Source organism: Ereboglobus sp. PH5-10 (assembly GCF_029504735.1).
GTDB lineage: Bacteria > Verrucomicrobiota > Verrucomicrobiia > Opitutales > Opitutaceae > Ereboglobus.
In genome coordinates this window covers 56,361-82,308 of record NZ_JAQFIP010000004.1, presented here as the reverse complement: position 1 = coordinate 82,308, position 25,948 = coordinate 56,361, and the positions used below count along the sequence as shown (strand labels likewise).

The window sequence follows — 25,948 nt, the reverse complement described above, 5'->3', positions numbered from 1 at the left end:
ATTTTCGCACTTCACCTTTTTGCGCGTCCGCGTTCACTCATGGGGTTTAACACCTCATTTCATGGCCACCAAAAACACCTCAAAATCCACCATCTATTGCGCGGCCGTCGATCTCGGCGCCACGAGCGGGCGCGTCATCCTCGGCGCTTGGCAAAACAACCGCCTCAAGCTCACCGTCGCGCACCGCTTCCCCAACACCTTCCGCACGCTCAACGGCAACGACTATTGGGAAATCGGCGCGCTCTGGCACGAGGTGCAAACCGGCCTCCGCAAGGCCGCAGCCGCCCTGCCGCGCGGCAAAAAAATCGCCTCCGTCGGCGTCGACACCTGGGGCGTCGATTACGCGCTCCTCAACGACGCCGGACGCCTCGTGTTCCCCGTCCACGCCTACCGCGACAACCGCACGCAAGCCGGCCTGCGCCACCTCGGCAACACGCGCGCCGCGCTCGAGCGCGTTTACGCCGCCACCGGCATCCCCAACGTCTTCTACAACTCCTCGCTCCAGCTCGCAGAAACGATCGCCGACTGCCCCGCCATCACCGACCTCGCCACGCGCTGCCTCTTCCTGCCGGACTACTTCAACTACCTCCTCTCCGGCACGATGGCCAACGAGCTCACCATCGCCAGCACCACGCAGCTCCTCGATGTAAACTCGACCGACTGGTCGCGCCCCGCGCTCGACTACTTCCGCGTCCCGCCCTCGTGGCTCGGCAAACCCGTCCTCGCCGGCACGCGCCTCGGCACGGTGAAAAACATTCCCGAGCTCGCCGGCGCCAGGGTCATCGCCGTGCCCGGCCACGACACCGCGTGCGCCTACGACGCCATGCCCGCCAGCCCCGACGGCACCGACCTCTTCCTCAGCTCCGGCACCTGGTCGCTCGTCGGCTTCGAAAGCGACACGCCCGTGCTCGGCCCCGACGCGCTCAAGGCTCGCGTCGCCAACGAACGCATCGGCGATGGCCGCTACCGCCCCCTCACAAACGTCATCGGCATGTGGCTCCTCGAGCGCACCATGCTCGACCTCGGCCCCTCCGCCCGCCCGAAAACACCCGAGGCATGGGACAAGCTCATCGACGACGCGGCGCGCCTGCCCGCCTCCGTTTCAAAAGTCCTCATCGACATCACCGACCCCGCGCTCGCCAACCCGCCCTCGATGAAAGCCGTCATCGACGGACAACTCCGCCGCAAAAAAGCCGTCCCCCCGAAAAACGTGAAAGGCTACATGCGCCTCATCTGCGACTCGCTCGCCCGCGGCCATGCCGACGCCAAGGCCGCCTTCGAGCGCATGACCGGCCGCGAGTTCAAGCGCATCCTCATTGTCGGCGGCGGCTCGCGCAGCCCGCTGCTCTGCCAGTCCACGGCCAACGCCGCCAAGGTCCCAGTCGTTTCATTCAACCTCGAAGGCACCGCGGTCGGCAACATCGCGAACCAGCTCATCGCCCTCCGCGCCGTCAAAAACAAAGCCGAGTTCCGCAAACACCTTGGCGCGCACCTGGAGCAAAAGGTGTATCAGCCAAAAAATTGATTTTAAGCCGCAAGGATTAAAACCAATCGCGGAAGCGCGGAAAAACGGAATGACTACTTCCGCGATTCCGCCCTTCCGTGATTTCGCGATTAAACAATCCTCCTCGTGCATCTAAAAAGCATCACCGTTCAAAACTTCCGCAACATCGCGTTCGCCGAACTCGCGTTCGACAACTCGCGGCAGTTCTTCGTCGGTGAAAATGCGCAGGGCAAAACCAACCTCCTCGAGGCCGCCGGCTTCATCTCCGCGCTCCGCTCGTTTCGCACAAGCGAGGACCGCACGCTCATCGCGCACGGCAAACCGGAGGCCGCCATCGCCTGCGAAATCGAGCACGAGAAATTCGGCCTCACGCGCGTGACCATCCGCCTGCGCCCCGGCGGAAAGGAAGTGCATTGCGACGGCGAGCGCATCCGCAAACTCGGCGATTACATCGGACGCTTTCCCACGGTCGTTTTCACCTCGCAGGACCTGCTTCTTGTGCGCGGCTCGCCCGGCGGACGCCGCCGCTGGCTCGACCTCGCCCTCGCCGAAACCGATCCCGAATACCTCCGCGCGCTTCAGGAATACCACCGCGCCCTCGCCTCGCGAAACCAGCTCCTCAAGCGCGGCAACGGCGGCGCGTCCGCGCTCTCCGCCGAACTCGACGCCTTCGAGCAACCGCTTGCCCGCGCCGCCGCGCAACTCGCGAAACGCCGCGCCGCGGGCGTGGAAAAACTGAACACACACGTCGCCGCCGCCTACGAAAAAATCACCGCCGTCGCCGAAGGTAGGGCGAAGCCTCCGGCTGAGCCGGATCGCATCGATAACCAGTCGATGCCCGCGGCTCAGCCGGAGGCTTCGCCCTACCCCGCCGCCGCCATCGCCTACGCGCCCAGCGTCGCCAACGGGACCGCGCTCGACGAAACCGGCTGGGCAAGCCAGTTCGCCTCGGGACGCGAACGCGACACGCTCATGCGCGCCACGCTCTCCGGCCCGCACCGCGACGATTGCGAACTGACCGTCGGCGGACGCCCCGCGCGCGAGTTCGCCTCCGAGGGCCAGCAACGCGGCCTCGCCATTTCGCTGCGCCTCGCCGAGGCCGCGTATCTGCGCGAGCAAACCGGCGTGAACCCCGTGCTCCTTGCCGACGACGTTTTGGGCGAGCTCGACCCTCAGCGCCGACGCCGCTTCTGGGCGGGCATCAACAGCGACGACTCGCGCAACCAAATCCTCGCCACCGGCACCGCCCCGCCCGACGCCGAACTCGGCGCGTGGCAAATGTTCGAGGTGCGCGGCGGAATGTTTTCATGACGTCCCGCGTGCAGCCGGCCTGAATTTTTTGGGCGGTTTTCTCAAACTCGCCGGAATTCTTCCCAAACCAAACCGGACAAAGCCATGTTTCCCTCATGATCGCGGGGAAAACTGGCGGAGAGGGGGGGATTCGAACCCCCGATACCTTGCGGTATACGCGCTTTCCAAGCGCGCGCATTCGACCACTCTGCCACCTCTCCTGGTAGTTTCAGCCAGCGCGCGGACGCGCCAACCGTCGAGTGAAGGGGCGAAATAAGGCGTGCTCATCCGTTCGGGTCAACGGAAAATAATCTTTCCCTGAAAATGCCTCGCCTTTTTTCCCGGCGTGGCGAACGTGCCTGTTTCGCAATTTTTAAGTCATTCCCATGAAAAACAAACTCATCGCCCAATTCCAAACCGTCTTCGGCCGCAGCCCCGAATTTGTCACCCGCGCCCCAGGACGCATCGAATTTATCGGCAACCACACCGACTACAACGGCGGCACCGTGCTAGGCGCGTCGGTGGACCGTAATATCTGGGTTGCCATCGCGAGGCGCGATGACGGGCAGCGCCGTTTTTTCAGCGCGCATGGCGGCGAAATCGTCACCATGCCCTCCGGCATTCCGCAAAAGCAGGACGGTTCCAACAAATGGACCAACTATGCGCTCGGCGTGATTGCCGCGTTTCCGCATTTCGGCCTGAGCATTCCCGAGGGGTTTGACTATTATGACATGTCGGACCTGCCCGCGGGCGCCGGCATGAGCAGCAGCGCGGCAATTGAGCTGGCGTCAGTGCTCGCGTTTCTCGAAATCACGGGCCAGGCGGGCAAGGTTGACCGCGAGACAATCGTGAAAATCGGCAAGCATGCGGAAAACGAATTCGTGGGCATGCCGTGCGGTATTCTCGACCAGGGCGTGTCGGGCTTCGGCAAAAAAGACCACCTTGTGTTCATCGATTGCCGCGGGCCGAAATTTGACACGGTGGCGATTCCCTCCGGCGCGCATTTCTGGATTTTCAACACGCACAAAAAACACGCGCTCGTGGACGGCTTCTACGCGGCGCGCAATCGCGAGTGCATGGAAGCCGCCAGGGCGCTCGGCGTGCCCCTGCTCGCGGACGCAGGCACCGCGATGCTCGACAAGGCCGCCGCTGACGGAACGCTGGCGGGCGATGCGCTCAAGCGCGCGCGCCACGTGGTCGAGGAAATCGCCCGCGTGGACGAGACAAAAACGCTGCTCGCCAAGGGCGACCTGGCCGCGGTGGGCTCGCTGCTCACCGCCTCGCATCGCAGCTCGCAGAATTTGTTTGAGAACAGCGCGGAGGAGCTCGACACGCTAGTCGATCTGCTCACGGCCACGCCTCGCGTTTACGGCGCGCGCTTGACCGGCGGCGGGTTTGGCGGCGCGGTGATGGCGATGACCGACGCGCAGTTCGGCGAGGCGCAGGCCGCGCAGGTTGCCGCCGCCTACGAACAAAAATACGGCGCAAAACCCGAGGTGATCCACTGCCAGACCGGTGACGGCGCGGCGGTGATGTGATCAGCGCGCGAGTCAGCGTCGGCTTCCAGTCGCCGGACTCGGCAAAGTCGCGCATTGTTTAAAAACAAAAACTCGGGACGTGAAAAACGCGTCCCGTTTTTTTCGCGCGTTTGTTTGAGGGCATTATTTTGTCCGCAAACGCGACTCGGCCTTGATTGCCGCGATTTCATGCGCGAAGCTGGGCGCACCTTTTCAAATGAAACTCAACATACCCGAGGGCGATTTCGCCGGATACATCTTCGATCTCGACGGCACGCTTGCCGACACGATGCCGCTGCACTACCGCGCGTGGAACGCCGCCTTGCACAAGTTCGGCATGAAGGCGGATGAGAACATCGACCCCGACTTGTTCTACTCGCTCGGTGGCGTGCACTCGCACGGGGTCTCCGCCGTCTTCGGCAAGCGCTACGGCCTCACGCTCGACCACGACGAGATTATGCACGTCAAGGAGGCCATTTTTATGGAGCTGCTTCCCGAGGCCGGTCGCATCGCTCCCGTCGCCGATTTCGCGGAGCGCGTCGCAAAAACGCATCCCGTCGCCATCGCCACGGGCGGCCTGCGCGAATTCGCGATTCCCATCCTCAAGGCCGCGAAGCTCGACCACATTTTCAAAATCGTGGTGACGCCCGCCGACGTGCCCCCGGGCCGCGGCAAACCGGCGCCCGACATGTATCTGCTCGCCGCAAAACTCTGCAATGTGGACCCTGAAAAATGCCTCGCATTCGAGGACGCCACGCCCGGTCTCCAGGCCGCCGTCGCCGCCGGAATGCAAGTCGTGCACGTGCCAAGCCGCCCCGCAGCCTAGACGTTAATCGATTTCGCGAAAAAAGCCGTCCTGTGCGGACGGCTTTTTTGTGATTACAACTTGCCCTTGGTGCTTGGCAGCTGGCCTGCGGCGCGCGGGTCGTATTGCGTCGCGGCGTCGAGCGCGCGGGCGAGTCCCTTGAACACCGCCTCGGCGACGTGGTGCGGTTCCTCGCCGTATTCGAGATTCACGTGCAGGTTGCACGCGAGCGCGTTGCTGAAGGCGCGGCAAAATTCCTTCACGAGGATGATGTTGAAATCGCGCACAAACATCGTCGGCGCGTTCGCCTCGTAAACAAGGTGCGCGCGGCCGCCGAGATCGACGACGACGCGGGCGAGCGACTCGTCCATCGGGAGCAGGAAAAATCCGTAGCGTCGGATGCCGAGCTTGTCGCCGAGCGCGGCGCGAAACGCCTCGCCCAAAACAATGCCGACATCCTCGACGGTGTGGTGGTAATCCACGGCGACGTCGCCCTTGCAGGTGACTTCGAGATCGAAGAGGCCGTGCTTGGCGAAGAGCGTGAGCATGTGATCGAAGAACGGCACGCCGGTGTCGATTTTCGAGCGGCCGGAGCCGTCGATTTCGAGTGTGAGGTTGATGTCGGTTTCCGCGGTTTTGCGCGCGATTTTTGCTATGCGTTTTTGATCCATGCTTGGAGGGTGTTGTCGAGTGCGACCATTTCGGTGTCAGTGCCGACACTGATGCGCAGGAAGGGCGCGGTCAAGGGATGTGAGGGAAAATATCGCACGAGCACCTTGCGCGCCCGGAGCCAGTCGTAGGCGGATTGCGCGACGGCGGCGCCGCTCTCTCCGCGCGCGTTTTTCGGCTCGACGAAGATGAAGTTGGTCTGCGAGGGATAGGAAAACCAGCCGCGCGCGGTCCATTCCTTTTGCCAGTGGTCGCGCGTGGTTTTTATTTTTTCGATGATACCGGCGTAATAGTCGCCGTCTTCGAGCGCGGCGATGGCGGCGGCTTGCGAGAGGCGCGAGGTGTTGTAGCTGTCGCGCACGCGGTCGAGCACGCCGATAACTTCGGGATGCGCGAGCGCGTAGCCGATGCGGATGCCCGCGAGCGCATGGGCTTTTGAAAGCGTGCGCACGATGACGAGGTTCGGGTGGCGCGCGAGGAGCGGCACAGCGTTTTCGTTTGCGAAGGGCGCGTAGGCTTCGTCAACGACGAGCAGCCCGCGGTAGCCGGCGAGGATGCGCTCGATTTCGGCGTTCGCGAAGCCGACGCCGGTGGGCGCGTTGGGCGAGGTGAGGAAGATGATGGGCGCGGTGGAGGCGGCGAGCGTCTCGACGGGCAGGCGCATGTCGCGCTCGAACGGGATTGTTTCGCAGCGGCCGTTTTCGATGGCGACGAGCACGGGGTAAAGCGAGTAGCTGGGCACGGTGTGCGCGAGCGGCGCGCCGGCGGAGCAATAAGCGCGCACGAGCAGGTTGAGGATGTCGTCGGAGCCGTTGCCGACGCAGACGCCGGCGGCGGTGAGCGAGGGGCATTGCGGGGCGTGGTGCGCGGCGATGGTTTCGCGAAGCGCGGCGCTTGCCGGATTTGGGTAGAGGCGGAGGTTTGCGCCGGATTTGTCCGCGCCGAGTTCGCGGATGATCGCCCCGGCGACGCGCGGGCTGGGAGGGTGGGGGCACTCGTTTGTGTTCAGCTTGATCCAGCCGGATTCGGTCGGCTGGAGTCCGGGCGTGTAGGCGTGGAGTTTTGCGATGTGCGGGAGCGGTTGCGGGAGCGTGTTGGACATGACGCGAAAAAAACGAAAGCATGAGAAATGCAAAAATCGCGGGCGTTGGCGAGGGCGGAGCGCAAGGAATTGCAAACGGGCGCGCGATGCGTTTCGGTTGCGCGCATGTCGAACCAGTCTTTTCAGGGCGGCCAGTCCTCCGATCAACTTTTCGCGCGCGCGCGCCGGCTTATTCCCGGCGGCGTCAATTCGCCCGTGCGCGCGTTTCGTTCGGTGGGCGGCTCGCCGTTTTTCGTGGAGTCGGCGCGCGGCGCGACGCTCACGACGGCGGACGGGCGCGAGTTGATCGATTTCGTCTGCACGTGGGGGCCGGCGATTCACGGGCACAACCATCCCGCGATTCGCGACGCGGTGGCGGCGGCGTTGGAGCGCGGCACTTCGTTTGGCACGCCCAATCCCGCCGAGGTGGAGATGGCGGAGTTGATCACGCAATTTTTTCCGTCGGTGAAAAAAGTCCGCATGTGCAACAGCGGCACCGAGGCCACGATGACGGCGATCCGCCTCGCGCGCGGTTTCACGGGGCGCGACAAGATCATCAAGTTTGCCGGTTGTTATCACGGGCACTCGGACTCGCTTCTCATCAAGGCCGGCTCCGGCGCGCTCACGCACGGCAATCCCGACAGCGCGGGCGTGCCGGCGTCGTTTGCGCGCGAGACAATCGTGCTCCCCTACAACGACACCGCCGCGCTCGACGCGGCGTTTGCGGCGAATCCAGGCGAAATCGCGGGCGTCATCGTCGAGCCGTATTGCGGCAATGTCGGTTTCATCATGCCGGATGCGGGCTACCTCGCGCATCTGCGCGACATCACGGCGCGGCATGGCGCGGTGCTCATTTTTGACGAGGTGATGACCGGTTTTCGCCTTGCGCGCGGCGGCGTGCAGGAGCTCGAAAACATTGTGCCCGACTTGACCACGCTTGGAAAAATCATCGGCGGCGGTTTGCCCGTTGGCGCGATCGGCGGGCGCGCCGACATCATGGATTATCTCGCGCCGGAGGGGCCGGTTTACCAGGCGGGCACGCTCAGCGGGAATCCGCTGGCGATGGCGGCGGGCATCGCGGCGCTGAAACTGCTGGACGGGGAGCCGGGTGTTTACGCGCGGCTCGACGCGCTCGGCCGCCGGTTGCGCGACGCGCTTCTCGACGCCGCGAAACAAAAGGGCATCGCGCTGCAAGTGCCGCAGCGCGGCTCGATGTTCAGCGCGTTTTTTAGCGACGCGCCGGTGCGCGATTACGCGACCGCGACCAAGTCCGACGCGAAGCTTTACGCGCGCTTTTTTCACGCGTGTCTCGACGGCGGCGTTTATCTCGCGCCGAGCGCGTATGAGGCGGCGTTCCTGAGCACGGCGCACGAGGGCGGCGCGATCGCGCGCGCGTGCGAGGTGATGACGAAGGCGCTCATTTCATTGTAACGAGAAATAAATGTTGAAAGCCGCCGCGCACCGCGCACTGTTCGCGTCGGCCAGGTGCCATGCATGGGCAGGCGCGTGAACTCCGCCAGGACCGGAAGGTAGCAACGGCAACGACGTTCTCCCAGTGCCGTGGAGTGCCTGGCCACTTTTTTTTGCCCATTTGCGCGGAGGCCGGGGCTTTTGCCTCGAAAATGAAACAAGCCGCAAATGACGAGGCACTTGCGGCTTGCTCTGAAAAGTGGCGCAGCCGTAGGGAGTCGAACCCCAAACCTTCTGATCCGTAGTCAGATGCTCTATCCAATTGAGCTACGGCTGCATTTGAGGGGCGAAAGAAAGCAGGGATTCTTCGCGGAGTGCAAGCGATATTTTTCAGGATTGTTAAGGTTGCGTCGCCGTGCATTAAGATTTCCCCTTTCTTTTCCAATGCAGGACATCAAGTTTCACGAAGTCGTTGAGCAGATTTGCAAAGAGGACCCGCGCTATGACCGGCGCGCCTACGGATTTGTGCGCATGGGGCTGGACTACACCGTGGGCGAAATCCGCAAAAAAAACGCGGAGAAGGCGGGCAAGGGCGCGCAGCGCACAAAGCATGTCAAGGGGCCGCAACTGCTTGATGGACTGCGCGAATACACGCTGAACCAGTTCGGGCCGCTTTCAAAAACCGTGCTCAACGAATGGGGCGTCACACGCTGCGAGGACTTTGGAGAGGTCGTGTTCAACCTGATCGAATACCAGGTTTTCAGCAAAACCCCCGACGACCGGCGCGAGGATTTCGCGTCAATCTACACCTTTGACGATGCCTTCGAGAAACCGTTCCGTCCCGAAAAAGCGGTGCGCTTCAGCATCATTGAGGATGAAAAGTGATAAGATTTTCGATTTTGGATTCTGGATTTTCGATTGGCGCGCGGCAGCGCGGAACTGGGTTTGACGAAAACAATCATGCCCGCGATTTTGCATAACCCAAGGATGACGCGGATGAACTCGGCTAAATCTCCGCATCTGTGAAAACCTGCTCCATCCGTGGAACATTCTCTTATTCAAAAATTTCACCAATGTCCAAAACCAGACGTCCCTCGAAAACAAAGTCCGACTTCGATCTTCTCAACACCTTTTGGCGCGAGCCGGTCGCGCGCACGGTTCTTCCCAACGGGCTGACCGTGCTTGTGAAGCCCGACCATTCCGCGCCGGTCGCGTCGGTGCAGGTTTGGGTGCGCACGGGGTCGATTCACGAGGGCGAAAACCTCGGCGCGGGGCTTTCACACTACCTGGAGCACATGCTGTTCAAGGGCACGAAGCGGCGCGCGGCACGGGAGATTTCCGCGACGGTGCAGGCGCACGGCGGGCTGATCAACGCCTACACGACCTTTGACCGCACGGTTTACCATATCGACCTGCCCTCGGAGCACACGGCGCTCGCCGTCGATGTGCTCGCCGACATGATGCTGCACTCGTCGATCGACGCGGACGAGACGGCGCGCGAGAAGGACGTGATCCTGCGCGAGATCGACATGTGCCGCGACGATCCCGACACGCGGCTCGGCGAGTCGCTCTTCGACACGGCGTTCCGCCGGCATCCGTATCGGTATCCGGTTATCGGATACAGGGATGTTTTTTCGACGGTGACGCGCGAGGAACTGGTGGCGTATTACCGCGCGCGCTACGTGGCGAACAACATGGTCGTCGTCGTGGCGGGCGATGTGGACGAGGCGGGCGTGATTGCGGAGGTTGAAAAACATTTCGCGGACGCGCCGCGCGCGCGCCTGGCGCCCGTGCTTGTGGAGGACGAGCCCGCGCAGCTCGCGCCCCGCGAGGCGCATTTTTACGAGGATGTCGAGATCACGCGCGCGGGGCTGGCGTGGCAGGCGCCGGGCATCGCGCATCCCGACGCGCCGCTGCTCGACTTGCTGGCGACGATTCTTGGCGCGGGCGACAGCTCGATACTCTGGCAGGCGATTCGCGAGAAGGCGCGCCTCGTGCACGCCATCGACGCGCAGAGTTGGACGCCGGGCGGGGCGGGGTTGTTTTCGATTTCGTTTATTTGCGACCCGGAAAAACGCGATCCGGCGATTCGCGCGATAAACGAATCGCTGGCGCGTTGCGCGTCGAAAGGTTTCACGGCGGCGCAAATCAAGAAGGTGATCCGGCAGCTCGTCGTCGGCGAAATCAACAGCCGCAAGACGATGTCGGGGCAGGCGGCGCGCCTTGGCGCGAGCGAGGTGATTGTCGGCGACCTTGGTTATGCGCGCGCGTATTTCGAGCGGTTGCGCAAGGTGACGCCGGCGGACTTGAAGCGCGTGTTGAAGGCGTATCTCGTGCCGGAGCGGTTGACGACGGTGTCGCTGAGTCCGAAGGGCGAAGCGAAGAAGGCCGGCCTGGCAGTCCGCGCCACATCGGCATTCGCGCCGGAGTTTGAGGAAATCAAAATGCCGAACGGCGCGCGCTTGCTGCTGCAACGCGACGCGCATTTGCCGAGCTTGCATGTGCGGCTGCTTTGCCAGGGCGGGCCTTTGTTTGAGACGCCGGGCAAGCGTGGCGCGACGGCGCTTCTGGGCACGATGCTCGCGCGCGACACGCGCCGGCGCACGGCGGCGGAGGTCGCGCAAGCGATCGAGGAAATCGGCGGCGTGCTGTATCCGTTTTCGGGGAACAACAGCATCGGACTCGGCGTGGAGGTGTTGTCGGACGGCGCGGATGTGGAGCGCGGGCTGGAGTTGCTGGCGGACGCGGTGTTCGCGCCGGCGTTCAAGCGCGGGACGTTCGAGACGGAGCGCGAGGCGCTGCTCGCGGCACTCGCGCAGGACGAGGACGATGTCGTCGCGCACGGCAGGAAGCTGGTGCGCAAAAAGTTTTTCGGCGCATATCCGCTGGCCTGCGATGCGAGCGGCGACGCGGAGGGCGTGCGCGCGCTCGCGCCGTCGGATTTGGCGGCGTTGTGGAAGCGGTTGTTTGTGTCGCAAAACGTCGTGCTCGCGGTGGCGGGCGATTTTGAGAAGGCGAAATTGCTGCCGAAGTTGAAGGCGTTTTTGAAGCGCGTGCCGAAGGGGACGTTGACGGAGGAAACCCATGCGGGCGGAATGCCCGCGTCTCCGGGTGATTTCACCGACGCGCAGCCGCGCGAGCAGGCGGTGGTGTATCAGGCGTTTCCGGGGCCGGGTTTGCTGGCGGATGATTTTTACGCGGGCGAGGTGATGGACGAGTTTTTCAGCGGCATGTCGTCGCGTTTGTTCGAGCGCGTGCGCGAGGAGAAAGGGCTGGCGTATTTCGTGCGGTCGAGTCGCGTGACGGGTTTGCGCGCGGGCATGTTTTTGTTTTTCGCGGGGACGAGCCCGGCGCATTACGAGGAGGTGTTGCGCGAGATCGACGCGGAGATCGCCCGCGTGCAATCGGGCAAGATCGGCGAGGACGAGGTGGAGCGCTGCCGCGTGCGCCTGAAGGCGGGGCGGCGGATGAGCCTTCAGACAAACGCCTCGCGCGCGATGCAGGCGGGCCTGAACGCGCTCTACGGCCAGCCGGTGAACGACTGGCTCAACTACGACAAACGCATCGACGCGGTGGGCGCGAAGGACCTGCGCGATTTTGCGCGCCGGCATTTCAAGCGCGCGCTGCGCACGCAGTTGGTGGTGAAACCGTGAGGCGGGGCGCAAGGCGCGCCCCTACGACATTGCCGCCAACTGGCCGCAACCGGCGGCGATGTCGATGCCGCGGCGCTGGCGAATCGTGCTCGGCAGATTGTAGGCGGCGAGCACGGCTTGGAATTTTTTCGCGGCGCTGGTGTGCCCGGGCGCGCCGTCGTAGGCGGCGGTGGGGTTGAGCGGGATCAAGTTTACTTGCGCATGGATTCCGGTGAGGAGGCGTCCGACGGCGTGGGCGTGGTCTTCGGTGTCGTTTTTGCCGTCGATGAGCGTCCACTCGAAAAAGATGCGGCGGTTGAGTTTTTCCGCGTAGTAGCGGCAGGCGTCGATCAACTGGTCGAGCGGCCAGCGTTTGGCGGCGGGGACGAGTTTGCGGCGCTCGGCTTGCGTGGCGGCGTGCAACGAGACGGCGAGGTGGATCGGGCTGGCCTCGTTGGCCATGCGCATGATGCCGGGAACGACGCCGACTGTGCTCAGCGTGATGCGGCGCGCGCCGAGCGCGAGGCCGCTGCCGTCGCGCATGATTTCGCAGGCGCGCATGACGGCGTCGTAGTTGTGAAGCGGCTCGCCCATGCCCATGAGCACGACGTTGCGGAGGCGCTCTCCCTGCGCCTTGAGGATGCGCCGCACATGGAGCGCCTGCGCGACGATTTCGGATGCGGCGAGGTGCCGGGAAAATCCCATTTGCCCGGTGGCGCAAAACACGCAGCCCATCGCGCAGCCGGCCTGCGAGCTGATGCAGGCGGTGACGCGCCCGGTGAAACGCATGAGGACGGTTTCGATTTTTTTGCCGTCGGCGAGTGAGAGGAGGTATTTGCGCGTGAAGCCGTCGGTGCTGCGCGCCTCGTGCGCGACGGGCGGAATGGTGAGCGCGGTTTCGGCCTGGAGGCGTTCCATGAGGCGCGCGGGGATGTCGGGCATGGCGTCGGAATCGAGCGCGCCGGCGGCCTCGTAGTAGAGATAGTTCCAAAGGCGCGCGGCATGCACCGGCGAAAAATCCCACGAGGTTATGAGCGCGCGCAATTCATCACGGGTGAGACCGTGGAGGTCGGTCGGGCTGGCGTGTGGTGATGCGGGCTGCTGCATGGACCGGCATTACGACAGATGAGCGCGCGGGCGGGAAGGCGAAAAGGGTGGCGCGGGCTGGCGGTCCGCGCCATGTTACGCGGGTCTTGCCTCGTTTCGTTTTGAGGGTTTCCTCCCTGTTCAAATCTCATCCCCTCAAAAATGAAAACAATCGCCTCCCCTCGGTTCCGCCTTCTGTTGCTCGCGTTTTTTGTCTTCGAAGCGGGTATTCACGCCGCCGATTTGAACAAGGTCGTTTATTACAGCGAATATGGCGCCGCGGGCGATGGTGTGACCGATGATTTTGACGCAATCATCCGGACCCATGCCGCGGCCAATGAAAAAGGACTGCGGGTTCGCGCCGACGCGGGCGCATCCTACTATATCGGCGCGGCGAGCAAGACCGCCACAATACAGACCGACACCGACTGGGGCGACGCCAGGTTCATTATCGACGACTCGAAAGTGAGCGTCGAAAACCGCGGCAAAAATGTGTTCAACATATCCTCCAAGCTTTCCCCGGTGAAAATAACATCCGTGAAAACGCTGCGGAGGAACCAGGCCAGTCTCGGCGTCACGCTTCCGCATGCCGCGTTTGTGGTGGTGACCGACAGCACGACCAAGCGCTATATTCGCATGGGTTTGAATAAAAACAACGGCTCCGCCCAGACCGATGTCTTTGTCGTTGATAAAAACGGCAACATGGACGGGGCAACGCCCGTAATATGGGACTATAATAATATTACTTCCATGACGGCCTGGCCCATCGACTCCGGGACATTGACTGTTCGCGGAGGGCATTTCACAACCATCGCCAACCAGGCCGAGTCGCGTTATACATACTATGCCCGGGGCGTGGGAATCACGCGCTCCAATGTGGTTGTCGATGGCGTGACTCATGTTGTCACGGGCGAGCTTGATCATGGCGCGCCGTATAACGGATTTATCACGATAGTGGGTTGCAGCGGCGTGACGGTGAAAAATTGCAGGCTTTCGGGGCATAAAACCTACACCACAATCGGACGCGCGAACGCGCCGGTTTCGATGGGTTCATACGATATTATTGTCAACAAGGCCGCCAATGTGACTTTCAAGGATTGCAGGCAGTTAAACGATATACACGACAGAAAGATATGGGGAATCTTCGGCTCGAATTACTCGAAAAACATTACGTTTGATAATGTTGTGTTTTCGCGCTTCGACGCGCACATGGGCGTGGCAAACGCGACCATAAAAAATTCCGTTCTCGGGCACCAGGGCATCAATCTCATAGGAAGCGGCGTGTTTCTTGTGGAGAACACCAGGGTGCATGGCGCGAGTTTTATAAATTTGCGCCGCGATTACGGGAGCACCTGGGAGGGCGAAATAATAATACGCAACTGCGAATACATCCCGCGCAACGGCGCCCGGTCTGACGCCGTGCTTATAAACGGTAGTAACTCGGGACGGCATGATTTCGGCTACGCATGTTACATGCCGGAGAAGGTGACGATTGACGGTCTTGTGATAGACGATGGCAACCCGGTGGAGAATTACCAGGGGCCCAAAATTTTCGCCCCCTTCAACGCCGATTATAAAAATGCTGATTATCTTGAAAAATATCCCTATGCGATAACCAGGGAGGTTAATATACGGGGGCTGAGAATAAAAAGCGGGAAACCGTATATAATAAGCAACAACCGCTTTCTGTTCCGCAATGTCAGCGTAACGGAGGCTGAGCAAGCGGCCGGTTTATAATTGTGGGGGCGCACCTTGCGTGCGCCCCCACATGGGACGTTCTTACTTTTTGGCTGTTGCGAGGGCGTTGCTCAGCGCTTCGATGAACGCCCATTCGCCGTCGCTGCGCTTGCCGTCGGCGTCGGCGAGTTTGCGGCAGAGACGGAGCAATGTGTCGCTGGATTTTTCCGAGCCCATGCGCCTCACGATGGAGAGGATGAACTCCATGCGGGCGTCCTGGCTTTCCAGCGCCTGGCGCGCGGCGGCGATGGAGCGCGGTTCGTAGGTCGAGAAGGGGTGATTGGGATCCCAGTCGAGGGTTTCGTTCCAGTCGGCGATGACCTTGGTTTCAGCAAGCGCGATGCTTGAGTCGGCATACATGCAATAGTGCAGCGCGTCGACAATGGCTTCGCGCTCGGGTTGCATGAGACCGTCACTCGCGGTTTTGCCTTTTTGGAAGATGAGTTTTTGGAGGATGGAGGACATGATGTTTTTTGAGGTATGATCTTCACCACGGAGAGCGCGGAGGACGCGGAGTTAGGAGGAGTTTTTCGAGGAAACTCTCCTGGGTTCCCCCCGTGTTTTTCCGGGCCTCCGTGGTGAACAGGTTACTTGTTCGCAAACGCGGCGTCGAAGGCGACGGCGCTGGGCGGGAAGTCGATCTTGCGGACAAAGGCCGCCGACTCGGTGCCGCCGTGGACGCGGTCCATGCGCGAATCCTCCCACTCGACGGAGAGCGGGCCGCGGTAGCCGATGTCGTTGAGCGCGACGATGACTTCCTCGAAGTTGATGTCGCCGTGGCCGGGCGAGCGGAAGTCCCAGTAGCGGCGCGGATCGCCGAAGTCGGTGTGCCCGCCGAAGACGCCCGCGGTGCCGTCGCCGTGGCCCCACCAGGCGTCCTTGATGTGCGCGTGGTAAATGCGCGAGGCGAAGGTGCGGATGAACTTCACGTAGTCCACGCCCTGATAACCGAGGTGCGAGGGGTCGTAATTGAAACCGAAGCGGCGGTGGCCCTTCACGGCGTCGATGGCGCGGCTGGCGCTGACAATATCGAAGGCGATTTCGGTGGGATGAACCTCGAGGGCGAAGTTCACATCGACCTTGTCAAAGGCGTCGAGGATGGGGAGCCAGCGCTTGGCGAACTCGGCGTATCCTTTTTCCCAATACGCCTGCGAGGTCGGCGGAAACGCGTAGATGGAATGCCAGATCGGCGAGCCGGTGAAGCCGTTGACGACCGCGGGGAATTTCGCGGAGTAGGCGCGCCCGACGCTGTCGTTTTTCGGGCGTGCATCGAAGAACGCGCGCGCGGCCCTGGCGGTGGTGATCATTTTTTTCGCGGCGCGCTTGCGCACGCCCTCGGGATCGCCGTCGCCCCAGACATCGGGCGCGACGACCTCGCGGTGGCGGTCGTCGATGCGGTCGCACACGGCCTGGCCGTTGAGGTGGTTCGAGATGGCGACGCAGGTGAGCCCGTGGTCGAGGAGCATGGCCCAGCGGTCGCGCAGATACGTCTTGCTGGAGACGGCTTTCTCGACATCGAAGTGGTCGCCCCAGCAGGCGAGTTCGAGGCCGTCGTAGCCCATTTTGTGCGCGAGGGGCGCGAGTTTTTCGAGCGGGAGATCGGCCCATTGGCCGGTGAACAACGTGACTAATCGTGACATGTTTTTCTGGAGTTCGGGTTGTTGTTTGGGTTTGTTGAGGGAAAGAGGGAGTTTGCCCGGGAGTGAACACGCGGTCGCGGTTTGCGGCAATTAAAATACATGCAACGGCGCCGGGACGTGTTGCCAAAATGGAAAGGAGGCGCATTATTCCATTTCATTTCCCGGGCATTGTGCTGTAAGTTCCCCGCAGTTTTCAACCTTTCAAAACCATTACCATGAGCATCGCACTAATCGTATCGCTAATCGTCCTCGTCCTGATCGTCCTTTTTGTAATCGGCATTTACAACAAGCTCGTCGGGCTTAGGAACCGCTTCAAAAACGCCTTCGCGCAAATCGACGTGCAACTGCAGCGCCGCTACGACCTGATCCCTAATCTTGTCGAGACGGCCAAGGCCTACATGAAGCACGAGCGCGAGACGCTCGAGGCCGTGATCGCCGCGCGCAACACCGCCTACGCCGCGTCGAAGGCCGCCGCCGCGAATCCCGCCGACAACGGCGCGATGAAGTCGCTGCTCGGCGCCGAGTCAGGCCTCGGCAGCGCGCTCTCGCGCCTGATGGTTGTCGCCGAGCAGTATCCCGACCTGAAGGCCAACCAAAACATGATGCAGCTCAGCGAGGAACTGACCTCGACCGAAAACAAGGTGTCGTTCGCGCGCCAGGCCTACAACGACTCGGTGATGACCTACAACACCCAGCGCGAAGTTTTCCCGTCGGTGATTTTCGCGGGCATGTTCGGCTTCGGCCCCGCGGAATTGTTCCAGGTCGAAAGCGCGCAGGTGAAGCAGGCTCCGAAGGTTTCTTTTAACTGAAGACCTCGATTGGTTGCTCAAATGGCACGGGCGATTCCGTCCGTGCTTTTTTTGTGCGCACCAGTCGCGCATGCGCATGGTTGCCCGATTTCTCAATTTGCACGCGCGGACAATTTGTTCATGTTGCGTTTCTTTTCGACAACATGAGCACTGTTTCCACATCCGCCGGCAGCGACGTTTTCACGGATTACGCGCGCGTGCAGGATTATCTTTTCAGCCTGAAGGCGCGCGGCGTGAAATTTGGGATCGATCGCATGCAGTCGTGGATCAGCGCGCTGGGGCATCCCGAGCGGGCCGTGCCGGTCATCCACATCGCGGGCACGAACGGCAAGGGCTCGACGGCGGCGATGCTCGACGCGATTTTTCGCGAGGCGGGCTGGCGCACGGGGCTCTACACATCGCCGCATCTCGTGCTGCTCGGCGAGCGCGTGCAGGTGAATCGCGAGCGGCTCAACGAGCGGGAAATCCTCGACTACACAAACGAGCTGCGCCCGATTGCCGCGGCGGTTTCGCGAGAAAACCCCGACGATCACCCGAGCTTTTTCGAGTTCATGACGGCGATGGCGTTCATGCAGTTCGCGCGGAAAAAATGCGACGCGAGCATCGTCGAGGTCGGCATGGGCGGGCGGTTTGACGCGACCAATGTCGTCGTGCCCGAAGTGTCGGTGATCACGACAATAAGCCTGGATCATTGCGAGTTTCTCGGTGATGAGGTCGAAAAAATCGCGTTTGAAAAAGCCGGTATCATCAAGCCCGGAAAACCTGTTGTGATCGGACATTTGCCCGGGGCGGCGGCAGCGGTCGTGCGTCGTGTCGCGAACGAACTCGGTTCCCCCGTATATTCGATTGAGGAGGAGTTTGGCGCGGACATCGGCAGCCCCGATTATCCGCGCACGAACCTCGAAGGCGATTACCAGCGCTGGAACGCCGCCACGGCGGCGCTCGCGGCCCGCGTGCTGATGAAAGCATCGGACTCGCGCTGGCGGTTGACCGGCGATGTGATCGCGCGCGGCTTGCAACGCGTCGACTGGCCGGGACGCTGGCAGCGCATCACGGTTGGCGGGCAGCCGTTGATTCTCGATGCGTCGCACAATCCCGAGGGCGCGCAAACGCTCGACGAAAACCTCGCGCGCCTGCGCGCCGAACTCGGCGGGGGCGAGGAGGGCAAGCCGGTCATCGTGACGGGCGCGCTGGGCGCGTTGCGCGCGCGGGCGTTGCTGGAAGTCGAGGCGAGGCATGCGCGCGAGTTGCACCTGGTCGTGCCGCATCAAGCGCGCGCGTGTTCGTTCGAGGAGTTGGAGGCGCAGGTGCCGCGCGATTTTAAGGGGAGGATTTATCACGCGACAGTCGAGGAGTTATTCCCCGAGCCTGATCGTTGCGCGATTTCGGATTCGCATGCCCCCGTGGTCGTGTCGGGTTCGATTTACCTGATCGGCGAAATCTTCGCCCGCCTGCAGAAAGGCGTGGAAGCCGAGGGCCGCTTGCAGGATTTTTGAGGCCAAAAAAGTTTGGGGCGCAAATAAAGGCGAAACAGACGCATGTCGCGAATGCATGTCGATTCGCGTCCATTTGCGGTTCAGTTCATGCCAAATCAAAAAACGCCTCCGCCTCGGCGCGGTCTTTGGCGATTTGCGCGGTCAATTCGTTCACATTTGCGAATTTCATTTCGGGGCGGATGAAACGCAGCCAGTCAATGCGGACTTGGTCGCCGCCTGTGAACGGGCACGGGCCGAGCAGGTGCGCCTCAACGCGGGGCTGGGTGCTGTTTTCGACCGTGGGGCGCAGGCCGTAGTTGGCGACGGCGCGGTATTTCCCCGGCGCTTTTTCGCCGGAAACCTCCACGGCATACACGCCGAGGCGCGGGCGGAGCCCGGGTTCCCAGGGAATGTTGAGCGTCGGGTAACCGAGGTCGCGCCCGAGCGCCTTGCCCGGCATGACAACGCCCTCGGCAAAATAACTGTAGCCGAGCATGATGTTCGCCGCCTCGATTTCACCGTCTTCGAGGCAGGCGCGTATGCGGGTGCTGCTGATCGGCTCGCCGTTTTCGTTGACGCGCGACACGCTCATCACCGTGAGGCCGCGTGGTTTTGTCGCGGCAACAAGCATCGTCATGTCGCCGCGGCGGGCGCGGCCGAAACGCCAGTTCTCGCCGACGTAGATCGTGTTGAGGCGCGGCAGGTGCCTCAGCAGGAGCGGAATGAAGTCCTCCGCCTCGACTTGCGCGAACCCGGGTGTGAATTGTTGCGTGGCGACAAAGTCGACTCCCGTTTCGGCGAGCAGGCGCGCCTTGGTGCCGGGGTTGCAGATCAGGCGCGTGGGATTGTCGGGGCGCAGCAGCACGGTGGGGTGGGGGGCGAAGGTGAGCACGCCGGCCAGTCCGCCGCTGCGCCGCGCGGATTGGATCGCCATGTCGATCACCGCGCGGTGCCCGAGGTGTATGCCGTCGAACATGCCGATCGCGAGATGAAGCGGCTTCGCGGGCAGGCGGATATTCTCGATGTTTTGAAATTGGGCGACGGGCATGTGAGGCGTTCAATAGAGGCGCGATTGGGGCGGCGTTCCAGTTTTAATTTTCTGGAAAAACGGCGTCGCGACATCCAGCGTCGCGACACAGGTTTTTTCGGCGGGCAACTTTTGCCTGTTTTTCGCGTCTTATTTTTTCATCGTGAACTCCAATATTAAAAACGCAGCGATTGTTATCCTTGCACTCACCACGATTGGCGCCGGTGTTTTTGCCTGGCGGCAATACCAGCGCGCCAACGCGCTCGACACCCAGGTCGCCGCGCTCAACAAGGCCGCCGAGGAGCGCGCCGGGCGCGGCCAGCGCCGGGCCTCCAGCGAGCGGCGCCAGCAGAATCCCGAGGATGGACAGGCTTCCGTCGCCGATGACGAGCAGCGCGCCGCGCGCGAGGAGCGCAGGGAAAACATGCGCGCGGTGTGGGAGTCTCCCGAGGCCGTGAAGGTGCGGACGGCGGAGCAGCGGCGCAGGCTCGACGCGCGTTATGCCGGTCTCTTCAAAAAGCTCAACCTGTCGCCCGGCCAAATCGAGAAGGTGAAGGATCTCCTTGTTGAAAAACAAAACGCCGGGCGCGACGTGATGTCGGTGGCTCGCGAGCAGGGTCTTGACGCGCGCGCGAATCGCGGCGAGATCCGGCAGCTCATCCAGCAGACCGGCGCCGAGATTGACGCGAACATCGCCTCGGTGCTCGGCGCGGATAAATTCGCGCAATACCAAACCTACGAGCAGACGGGCAGCCAGCGCGCCGTGGTCGGCACGATCGAGCAACAACTCAGCTACACCAGCGACGCGCTCACACAATCGCAGAGCGAACAGCTTGTCAGTTTGCTGGCGGCAAACACGCCCGCGTCCTTCGACAGCGGCGGCCCCGGCGGACCTCCTTGGGGAGGCGGCCCCATGATGATGGGCGGCGGTTATGGCGGCGTGGAAATCACCGACCAGGTCGTCATCGAGGCGCAGCGTTTTTTAAGCGCGGCGCAAGTTGAGGCGTTACGCCAGTTGCAATCCGAGCAGAACGACCAGAAACAATTGCGCGAGCTCATGACGAGCGCCGGGGGTGGCGAGGGGCGCGTGATGCGCGGCCGCCGCGCGCGCTGATGCCGTTGGCTGGCAACTGCGGGTTGCCATAATACGTTTGCTCAAAACCGCCCGCTTTTGCCAGTCTGTGCGCGACCATGAAACTCGCACGCAGGCATTTTCAGTTTCGTTGTTTTTTTTGCGCGATGGCCATCGTTTGCATCGCGGCAAGCGCGGTTGCCCGGCCGGCGGCCGCGCCGCTCACTTTCGACGAGGCGCGCGCGCAGCTCATCACAAACGCTCCTTCGCTCAAGGCGGCGCAGGCTCGTTTCGCCGGCAAGAAGGACACCACTGATTCGCTCAAGGGGCTTAACTATCCCGAGCTTGGCCTTGAGCTGCGCTATTTCCGATACGAGCACACGATCAACAATAAACAGGCCGACATCGACTCGCTTTCGGTGAACGGCAACCCGATCCCGCTCTCGGCGCTCGGGTTGGGTTCATACGAGGCGCGGCTTTCGCAGACCGCGCTTCAACCGCTTGCCACCGCGTCATGGGTGCTTTACTCGGGAGGCGAAATCACGGCGGCCAAACGCGCGGCGAGCGCGGCCGCCGAGCAAGCCGGCGCGCAACTTGAGGCGGTGCGCGAGGCGCTCGATCTCGAACTCGTGCGGGCTTACTTTGGCCAGCAACTCGCGTCGCGCGTGCTCGTGCTGCGCAAGGAGCTCCTTGACGGAATGCGCGAGCACCTCGACAACGCCATCAAGCTTGAAAAGGGCGGGCTCGTCACCAAGGCGCAGCGCCTGCAGGCGCAGGTTGCATGCGATGCCGCGCAGCGCGGTTACGACGCCGCGGAGCACTCGGTCAAAAACGCGCGCATAGGATTGTCCGCGATCCTGCACACGAACGAGCCGTTCGAGCCGACCACGCGGCTCTTTGTCATAAAACAGCCAATCGCATCACTCGCCACGTTTGTTGTCGGCGCGCGCGAGCGCAATCCGCAGGTGCGCGCCATCGAATCGCTCAAACGCGCCGCCGAGCAGGGCGTGAAGGCCGAGCGCGCCCGCTGGATGCCCAAGGTGCTCGCGTTTGGCAGCTACAATTTTGACAAGGACAGCGAGACGCTCGTCGACACCGACTGGATGGCGGGCATCGGCGTGCGCTGGTCGGTGTTTGACAAGATCGACCGGCGAAAAAGTTACAGCGCCGCGAAGCAGACCGTCGCCGAGGCCGCCGAATCCGCCGAGCACGCGCGCATGCTGGCCGACGCCGGCGCGCGCCAGGCCTACGACGGACTCGCCAGCGCGCTGCGCCAGTTCGAGTTGCTCGAAAGCAACCTCGAATCGGCCCGCGAAAACCTGCGCGTGCAGGAAGTTTCGTTCAAGGAAGGGCAGGGGATTTCGACTGATGTCACCAATGCGCGCATCGCGCTCACCAACGTGCTCGTCGAACGCGCCGTCGCCGCCTACCAGTTCGACCTCGAGCTCGCCAAACTCCTCCACGCAAGCGGCCAGATGGATCAGTTCTCTGCCTACATGCGCCAGGCCGATGTGATTATTCCGTAACGTTCAAAGACAAAATATTTTGCCATGACTCAAAAAGCCTCAGCAAAACCCTCCCGCCACAAAGTGCTCGCCGTGATCCTGCTTCTCGGCATCGCGGCCATACTTGCCGTCGGTATTTGGCTCTCGTCGAGACCGATTCCCGGGCAGATACAGGGCATGATCGACACCGACGAAATCCGTGTCGCGGCCAAGGCGCCCGGTCGCCTCGAAACCGTGCTCGCCGCCGAGGGCGACAGCGTTCGCGCGGGGCAAATCCTGTTCACGCTTTCCAATGCCGAGCTCGACGCAAAGCTGCGCGAGGTAAGCGCGCTCGAAACTTCGGTGAAGGCGCTTCAGGCGAAGGCGGAAAAGGGCGCGCAGGACGAGGACATCGCCTCGGCCAGGGCCGTCTGGCAGGCGCACCAGGCCGCCGCGGATGTGGCGGCCAAAACCGCGGAACGGTTGAAACGATTGTTTTCCGAGGGCGTGATCTCGGAGCAGAAGCGCGACGAGGCCGTGGCAAACGCGGCCGCGACCGCCGAGTCCGCGGAGGCCGCGCGCAAGCAATACGAAAAGGCGCTTGCGGGCACTCGCGTTGAGGACAAGGCGGCGGTCGATGCGCAAGTCGCGCAGGCCGGCGCCGCGGTTGCCGCGGTGAAATCGCTGGAGGAGGAATTGAAAACGCCTGCGCCGATCGACGGGCAGATCACGAAGCGTTACGCGAATGTCGGCGAAATCGTGCCGCCGGGATTTCCCGTGTTTTCGATGATCAACCCCGACGACTTGTGGGTGTCGTTTAATGTGCGCGAGAATCAATTCTCTGGAATGGAGATCGGCAAAATCGTGGAGGGCTCCGTGCCCGCGCTCGACGGAAAGCGCATGCAATTTAAGGTGTATTTCATCAGCCCGCAGGGCGCGTTTGCGACGTGGCGCGCCGTGCGCCAGTCGGAGGGATATGATGTGAAGACTTTTGAGATTCGCGCGCGGCCGGTGAGCGTCGCGGATTCCGAAAAGGGAAAACTGAGGCCGGGCATGAGCGTGCTGTTCGACTGGCCGCAAGGCGGGCGCTGACGCGATGAAAATCACGAATTATTAATTGCGAATGATGTTCGATGAACACGGCGGTTTTTCTTTGGAGTGCGGCGGCAGAGGTCGACGCCCGGCGCCGCCGTTTTCGCATGCCAGCAAAATTCGCAAACCATTCAAAGCGGTGTCGCCGCTCCGCTTTGCCACCGCACTCCAAAAATGATCTCCGCATTCCTCAATTCCATCGCCCGCGAGTTGCGTTTTCTTAGGGGGGACAAGTGGAATCTTTCACTGGTCACCTGGGTGCCGGTGGTGGCGATTGTCTGGTTCGGGCTTGTGTTTTCGGAAAGTTCGCCGCGCCAGTTGCCGGTGCTCGTTACGGACGCGGACCAGTCGGCGATGAGCCGGCAGCTCGTGCGTTTGTTGCAGGCTTCGCCGGTTGCGGGCGTGGTGCGTGTCAGCGATAATTTCGAGGACATTCGCGAGGCGGTGCGCAAGCGCGAGGCTTACGCGGCGGTGTTTATTCCCGCGGGGGCGGAGCGGGATGTCGCGCGCGGCGAGCAGGCTCACATCTACTCGTATTACAACACGCTTTATTACTCGTCGGCGAACCTCATCCAGCGTGACCTGGCGTCGGCGGTTTCCCAGTTGAACACGAACTTGTCGGCGGCGCGCGCGGGCGGGGTGACGAATCGCGCGGTCGATGGCGCGCAGGCGTTTGGCGCGCCGCTTTCCGTGCAGGTCGCGTTTTTATACAACGCGGCGAACAGCTATGAATTGGCTCTGGGCGGAAGCCTGATCCCCGTGATTTTGCTCGTGATCATGGGCAACGCGCTGATGGTTTCGCTGGTCGGGGATTTGGGGCCGGAGCGGCGCGCGGCGTGGGTGGCGGACGCGGGCGGACGCATGGTGTTCGCGATTGTCTGCAAGGTGATTTTTTACGCGCTGGTGTTTACCGTGATCGGGACGCTGGGCGTGTTGTGGATGCGCTGGCGCGGCTGGCCGGTGAACGGAAGCATGGGCGTGATTGTCGCGGCACAGATGCTGTTGTTTCTTGGGAACGGCGCGGTGTGCGTGCTGATTGCCGGGGTCGCGCGCAAGAACCTGCTCTTTGCGTTGAGTGCGATCAACTTTTACACGGGCGGCGGCATTTCGTTTGGCGACATCCTTTTCCCGGTCAACACATCGCCATGGTATACCAGGTTGATCAGCGAGATCATGCCCTACACGACCTACATGCAGGTGCAGACGCAGCAGATGCAAATGGGCTCGCCGCCGGGTGATTCGCTTTGGTTTTTGTGCAAGCTCGGGCTGTTCGCGATGATCGTGTTGCTGGCGGGGTTGCTGGCGTTGCGCGTGTCGCTTGCGTTTGGCGACCGGAAGCGCGCGCGCGGCGACGCGGATTTGCCTTCGGCGGACAATAAAAACAATATTGCGCGCGGCGGATTTTTGCGGGGCGCGCGGATTGTCGCGCAGGCGATCAAGGCCGAGTTCAGCGTTGCCGTGCTGCTGTTTGTCGCGACGGTTTTGTATACATTTTATTATCCCGCCGCCTACGTGGAGCAGGTTTCGTCGCGCTTGCCGGTGGCCGTGGTGGATTTGGACAACAGCGCGCAAAGCCGGAAACTGCTGCGAAAAGTCATGGCGCTGAAAGCCGCTGAGGTGGCGGCGTGGCCGGCGTCCTTTGAGGACGCGCGAAGGCTGGTCGAGCGTCGCGAGGTGGACGGCATTTTGTTGATCGACGAAAACTTCGGGCGCGACGCGCTTTCGGGGCGGACGGGACGACTGTCGATTTACGGCAACAATGCGTTCATCGTTCGCTGCTCGGTGCTGCTCAACGCGCTTGGCGAGGCCGCGCAGGACGCGGCGCTGGATATTGCGGAGCCGCAACTGTTGCAGGCGGGCATCGGGGCGGACGCGGCGGCGGCGCGCATGCTGCCCGCGCGCATCGTGCCGAGGCCGCTTTTTAACACGCGCGAGGGTTATGGAAGTTTTGCCGTGCCCGCCGTCGCGCAACTGGTCGTGCACCAGGCGACGATTTTTGGCATTCTCATGATCTTTGGCTGGCGCAGGCAGCGCGCGGCGGAGGCGGGTGTCCGCGTGCCCGCGATGCACTGGGGCGAGTTTTGGGGAATGTTCGGAACCTTGTTTCTCATCGCCCTGATGAACGCGATGTGGGTGAACGGCTACTGCCTGTGGCTGCATGATTACCCGCGCGCCGCCAATGTCGGCGGGATGTTTGTCCACATGGTGGCGTATGTGTTTGCCATTGTCGCGGTGGCGTTTTTGGCGGGGGGATTTGTGGATCGCACCGAGCGGGCGTTGCAGTTTTTCACGTTCACCTCGATGCCGGTGTTTTTTGCGATGGGCGTGTCGTGGCCGCCCGAGGCGATGCCGGCGTCGGTGCGCGCGGTGTGCCAGCTTGTTCCGGCGATGCCGGGTGTCGCGGCATTCGCCAAGCTCGGGCAAATGGGCGCGCCGCTGTCCGAGGCGCGCGGCGAAATCCTGCACCTGATGGTGATCGCGGTGGCGTGCGTCGCGCTCGCATGGATGCGCCTGGGGCGCGACGGGTCGGCGGCGAAAAGCGGGGGCGCGTGTAGTCCGGAGCGTCCGCTTTTCCCAAAAAACAAAGCGTTTCCGCGCCAATAAGCGTTCTTGATGTT

At 62.4% G+C, this 25,948-nt stretch carries 20 protein-coding genes, 2 tRNA genes and 1 other RNA gene; 15 read left to right on the top strand and 8 right to left on the bottom strand.

Translation table 11 applies throughout. From position 1 onward, the window contains the following. Nucleotides 1–61: 61 nt before the first annotated feature. Nucleotides 62–1,525, top strand: a complete 1,464-nt coding sequence (locus tag M2447_RS04745) for an FGGY-family carbohydrate kinase (RefSeq protein ID WP_277557627.1) — start codon at nt 62–64, stop codon at nt 1,523–1,525. 105 nt (nt 1,526–1,630) lie between these two features. Next, a complete protein-coding gene (locus M2447_RS04740; protein ID WP_277557626.1) occupies nt 1,631–2,815 on the top strand; it encodes a DNA replication/repair protein RecF in 1,185 nt (394 codons plus the stop codon). A gap of 112 nt (nt 2,816–2,927) precedes the next feature. Here M2447_RS04740 and M2447_RS04735 read toward each other — a convergent pair. Then, nucleotides 2,928–3,015 (bottom strand) — tRNA-Ser (locus tag M2447_RS04735). A 165-nt stretch (nt 3,016–3,180) separates the two neighbouring features. Between M2447_RS04735 and galK the strand changes: the two genes are divergently transcribed. Then, the gene (gene galK / locus M2447_RS04730) at nt 3,181–4,332 is read left to right on the top strand and encodes a galactokinase (RefSeq protein WP_277508033.1); all 1,152 of its coding nucleotides are present in this window, start codon (nt 3,181–3,183) and stop codon (nt 4,330–4,332) included. Nucleotides 4,333–4,528: 196 nt separating this feature from the next. Beyond that, nucleotides 4,529–5,137 (top strand): HAD family phosphatase, encoded by a 609-nt coding sequence (locus M2447_RS04725; protein WP_277508032.1) that lies wholly within the window; start codon nt 4,529–4,531, stop codon nt 5,135–5,137. Nucleotides 5,138–5,190: 53 nt separating this feature from the next. Here M2447_RS04725 and hisB read toward each other — a convergent pair whose 3' ends face one another. Continuing rightward, nucleotides 5,191–5,787, bottom strand: a complete 597-nt coding sequence (gene hisB / locus M2447_RS04720) for an imidazoleglycerol-phosphate dehydratase HisB (RefSeq protein WP_277557624.1) — start codon at nt 5,785–5,787, stop codon at nt 5,191–5,193. Then, nucleotides 5,769–6,887 carry a histidinol-phosphate transaminase gene (hisC, locus tag M2447_RS04715; protein WP_277557622.1) on the bottom strand — a complete coding sequence of 373 codons (1,119 nt, stop codon included), beginning with the start codon at nt 6,885–6,887 and terminating at the stop codon, nt 5,769–5,771. Before hisC ends, hisB begins: the two co-directional genes overlap by 19 nt. A 105-nt stretch (nt 6,888–6,992) precedes the next feature. Between hisC and hemL the strand changes: the two genes are divergently transcribed. Both hemL and ffs read left to right on the top strand, forming a co-directional pair. Next, nucleotides 6,993–8,297, top strand: a complete 1,305-nt coding sequence (hemL, locus tag M2447_RS04710; protein ID WP_277557620.1) for a glutamate-1-semialdehyde 2,1-aminomutase — start codon at nt 6,993–6,995, stop codon at nt 8,295–8,297. Nucleotides 8,298–8,345: 48 nt separating this feature from the next. Continuing rightward, nucleotides 8,346–8,444: signal recognition particle sRNA small type (ffs, locus tag M2447_RS04705), an RNA gene on the top strand. Nucleotides 8,445–8,536: 92 nt separating this feature from the next. On the opposite strand, the gene M2447_RS04700 is transcribed toward ffs, so the two are convergent. After that, nucleotides 8,537–8,613: transfer RNA gene (locus tag M2447_RS04700), tRNA-Arg, on the bottom strand. Nucleotides 8,614–8,720: 107 nt separating this feature from the next. On the opposite strand from M2447_RS04700, the gene M2447_RS04695 reads away from it, so the two are divergent. Both M2447_RS04695 and M2447_RS04690 read left to right on the top strand, forming a co-directional pair. Further along, the gene (locus M2447_RS04695; protein WP_277557618.1) at nt 8,721–9,161 is read left to right on the top strand and encodes a Minf_1886 family protein; all 441 of its coding nucleotides are present in this window, start codon (nt 8,721–8,723) and stop codon (nt 9,159–9,161) included. Nucleotides 9,162–9,349: 188 nt separating this feature from the next. Then, nucleotides 9,350–11,929 (top strand): pitrilysin family protein, encoded by a 2,580-nt coding sequence (locus M2447_RS04690; protein ID WP_277557616.1) that lies wholly within the window; start codon nt 9,350–9,352, stop codon nt 11,927–11,929. A 21-nt stretch (nt 11,930–11,950) separates the two neighbouring features. On the opposite strand, the gene rlmN is transcribed toward M2447_RS04690, so the two are convergent. Continuing rightward, nucleotides 11,951–13,015, bottom strand: coding sequence for a 23S rRNA (adenine(2503)-C(2))-methyltransferase RlmN (rlmN, locus tag M2447_RS04685; protein ID WP_277557615.1), 1,065 nt, complete (start codon nt 13,013–13,015; stop codon nt 11,951–11,953). 141 nt (nt 13,016–13,156) lie between these two features. Between rlmN and M2447_RS04680 the strand changes: the two genes are divergently transcribed. Further along, a complete protein-coding gene (locus tag M2447_RS04680; protein WP_277557613.1) occupies nt 13,157–14,731 on the top strand; it encodes a hypothetical protein in 1,575 nt (524 codons plus the stop codon). 42 nt (nt 14,732–14,773) lie between these two features. Here the strand turns inward: M2447_RS04680 and M2447_RS04675 are convergent, their stop codons facing one another. After that, nucleotides 14,774–15,196 (bottom strand): hypothetical protein, encoded by a 423-nt coding sequence (locus tag M2447_RS04675; RefSeq protein ID WP_277557611.1) that lies wholly within the window; start codon nt 15,194–15,196, stop codon nt 14,774–14,776. A 122-nt stretch (nt 15,197–15,318) separates the two neighbouring features. Beyond that, nucleotides 15,319–16,371, bottom strand: a complete 1,053-nt coding sequence (locus tag M2447_RS04670) for a sugar phosphate isomerase/epimerase (protein WP_277557610.1) — start codon at nt 16,369–16,371, stop codon at nt 15,319–15,321. A gap of 215 nt (nt 16,372–16,586) precedes the next feature. Here M2447_RS04670 and M2447_RS04665 point away from each other — a divergent pair, with 215 nt between their 5' ends. Next, complete coding sequence (locus tag M2447_RS04665; RefSeq protein WP_108825120.1) at nt 16,587–17,180, top strand: LemA family protein; 594 nt, start codon at nt 16,587–16,589, stop codon at nt 17,178–17,180. Nucleotides 17,181–17,323: 143 nt separating this feature from the next. Further along, on the top strand, nt 17,324–18,676 hold the full coding sequence (locus M2447_RS04660; protein ID WP_277557609.1) for a folylpolyglutamate synthase/dihydrofolate synthase family protein: 1,353 nt from the start codon (nt 17,324–17,326) through the stop codon (nt 18,674–18,676). An 85-nt stretch (nt 18,677–18,761) separates the two neighbouring features. On the opposite strand, the gene ribF is transcribed toward M2447_RS04660, so the two are convergent. After that, nucleotides 18,762–19,703: a riboflavin biosynthesis protein RibF gene (ribF, locus tag M2447_RS04655; RefSeq protein WP_277557608.1), complete on the bottom strand. Its 942-nt coding sequence runs from the start codon at nt 19,701–19,703 to the stop codon at nt 18,762–18,764. Between the two features lie 142 nt (nt 19,704–19,845). Between ribF and M2447_RS04650 the strand changes: the two genes are divergently transcribed. From M2447_RS04650 to M2447_RS04635, 4 genes are all read left to right on the top strand, one after another. Continuing rightward, a complete protein-coding gene (locus tag M2447_RS04650) occupies nt 19,846–20,796 on the top strand; it encodes a hypothetical protein (protein ID WP_277557607.1) in 951 nt (316 codons plus the stop codon). Nucleotides 20,797–20,921: 125 nt separating this feature from the next. Continuing rightward, complete coding sequence (locus tag M2447_RS04645) at nt 20,922–22,280, top strand: TolC family protein (protein WP_277557605.1); 1,359 nt, start codon at nt 20,922–20,924, stop codon at nt 22,278–22,280. A gap of 24 nt (nt 22,281–22,304) precedes the next feature. After that, on the top strand, nt 22,305–23,330 hold the full coding sequence (locus M2447_RS04640) for an efflux RND transporter periplasmic adaptor subunit (RefSeq protein WP_277557603.1): 1,026 nt from the start codon (nt 22,305–22,307) through the stop codon (nt 23,328–23,330). 174 nt (nt 23,331–23,504) lie between these two features. Further along, nucleotides 23,505–25,934 carry an ABC transporter permease gene (locus M2447_RS04635; RefSeq protein WP_277557602.1) on the top strand — a complete coding sequence of 810 codons (2,430 nt, stop codon included), beginning with the start codon at nt 23,505–23,507 and terminating at the stop codon, nt 25,932–25,934. Nucleotides 25,935–25,948 lie beyond the last annotated feature (14 nt).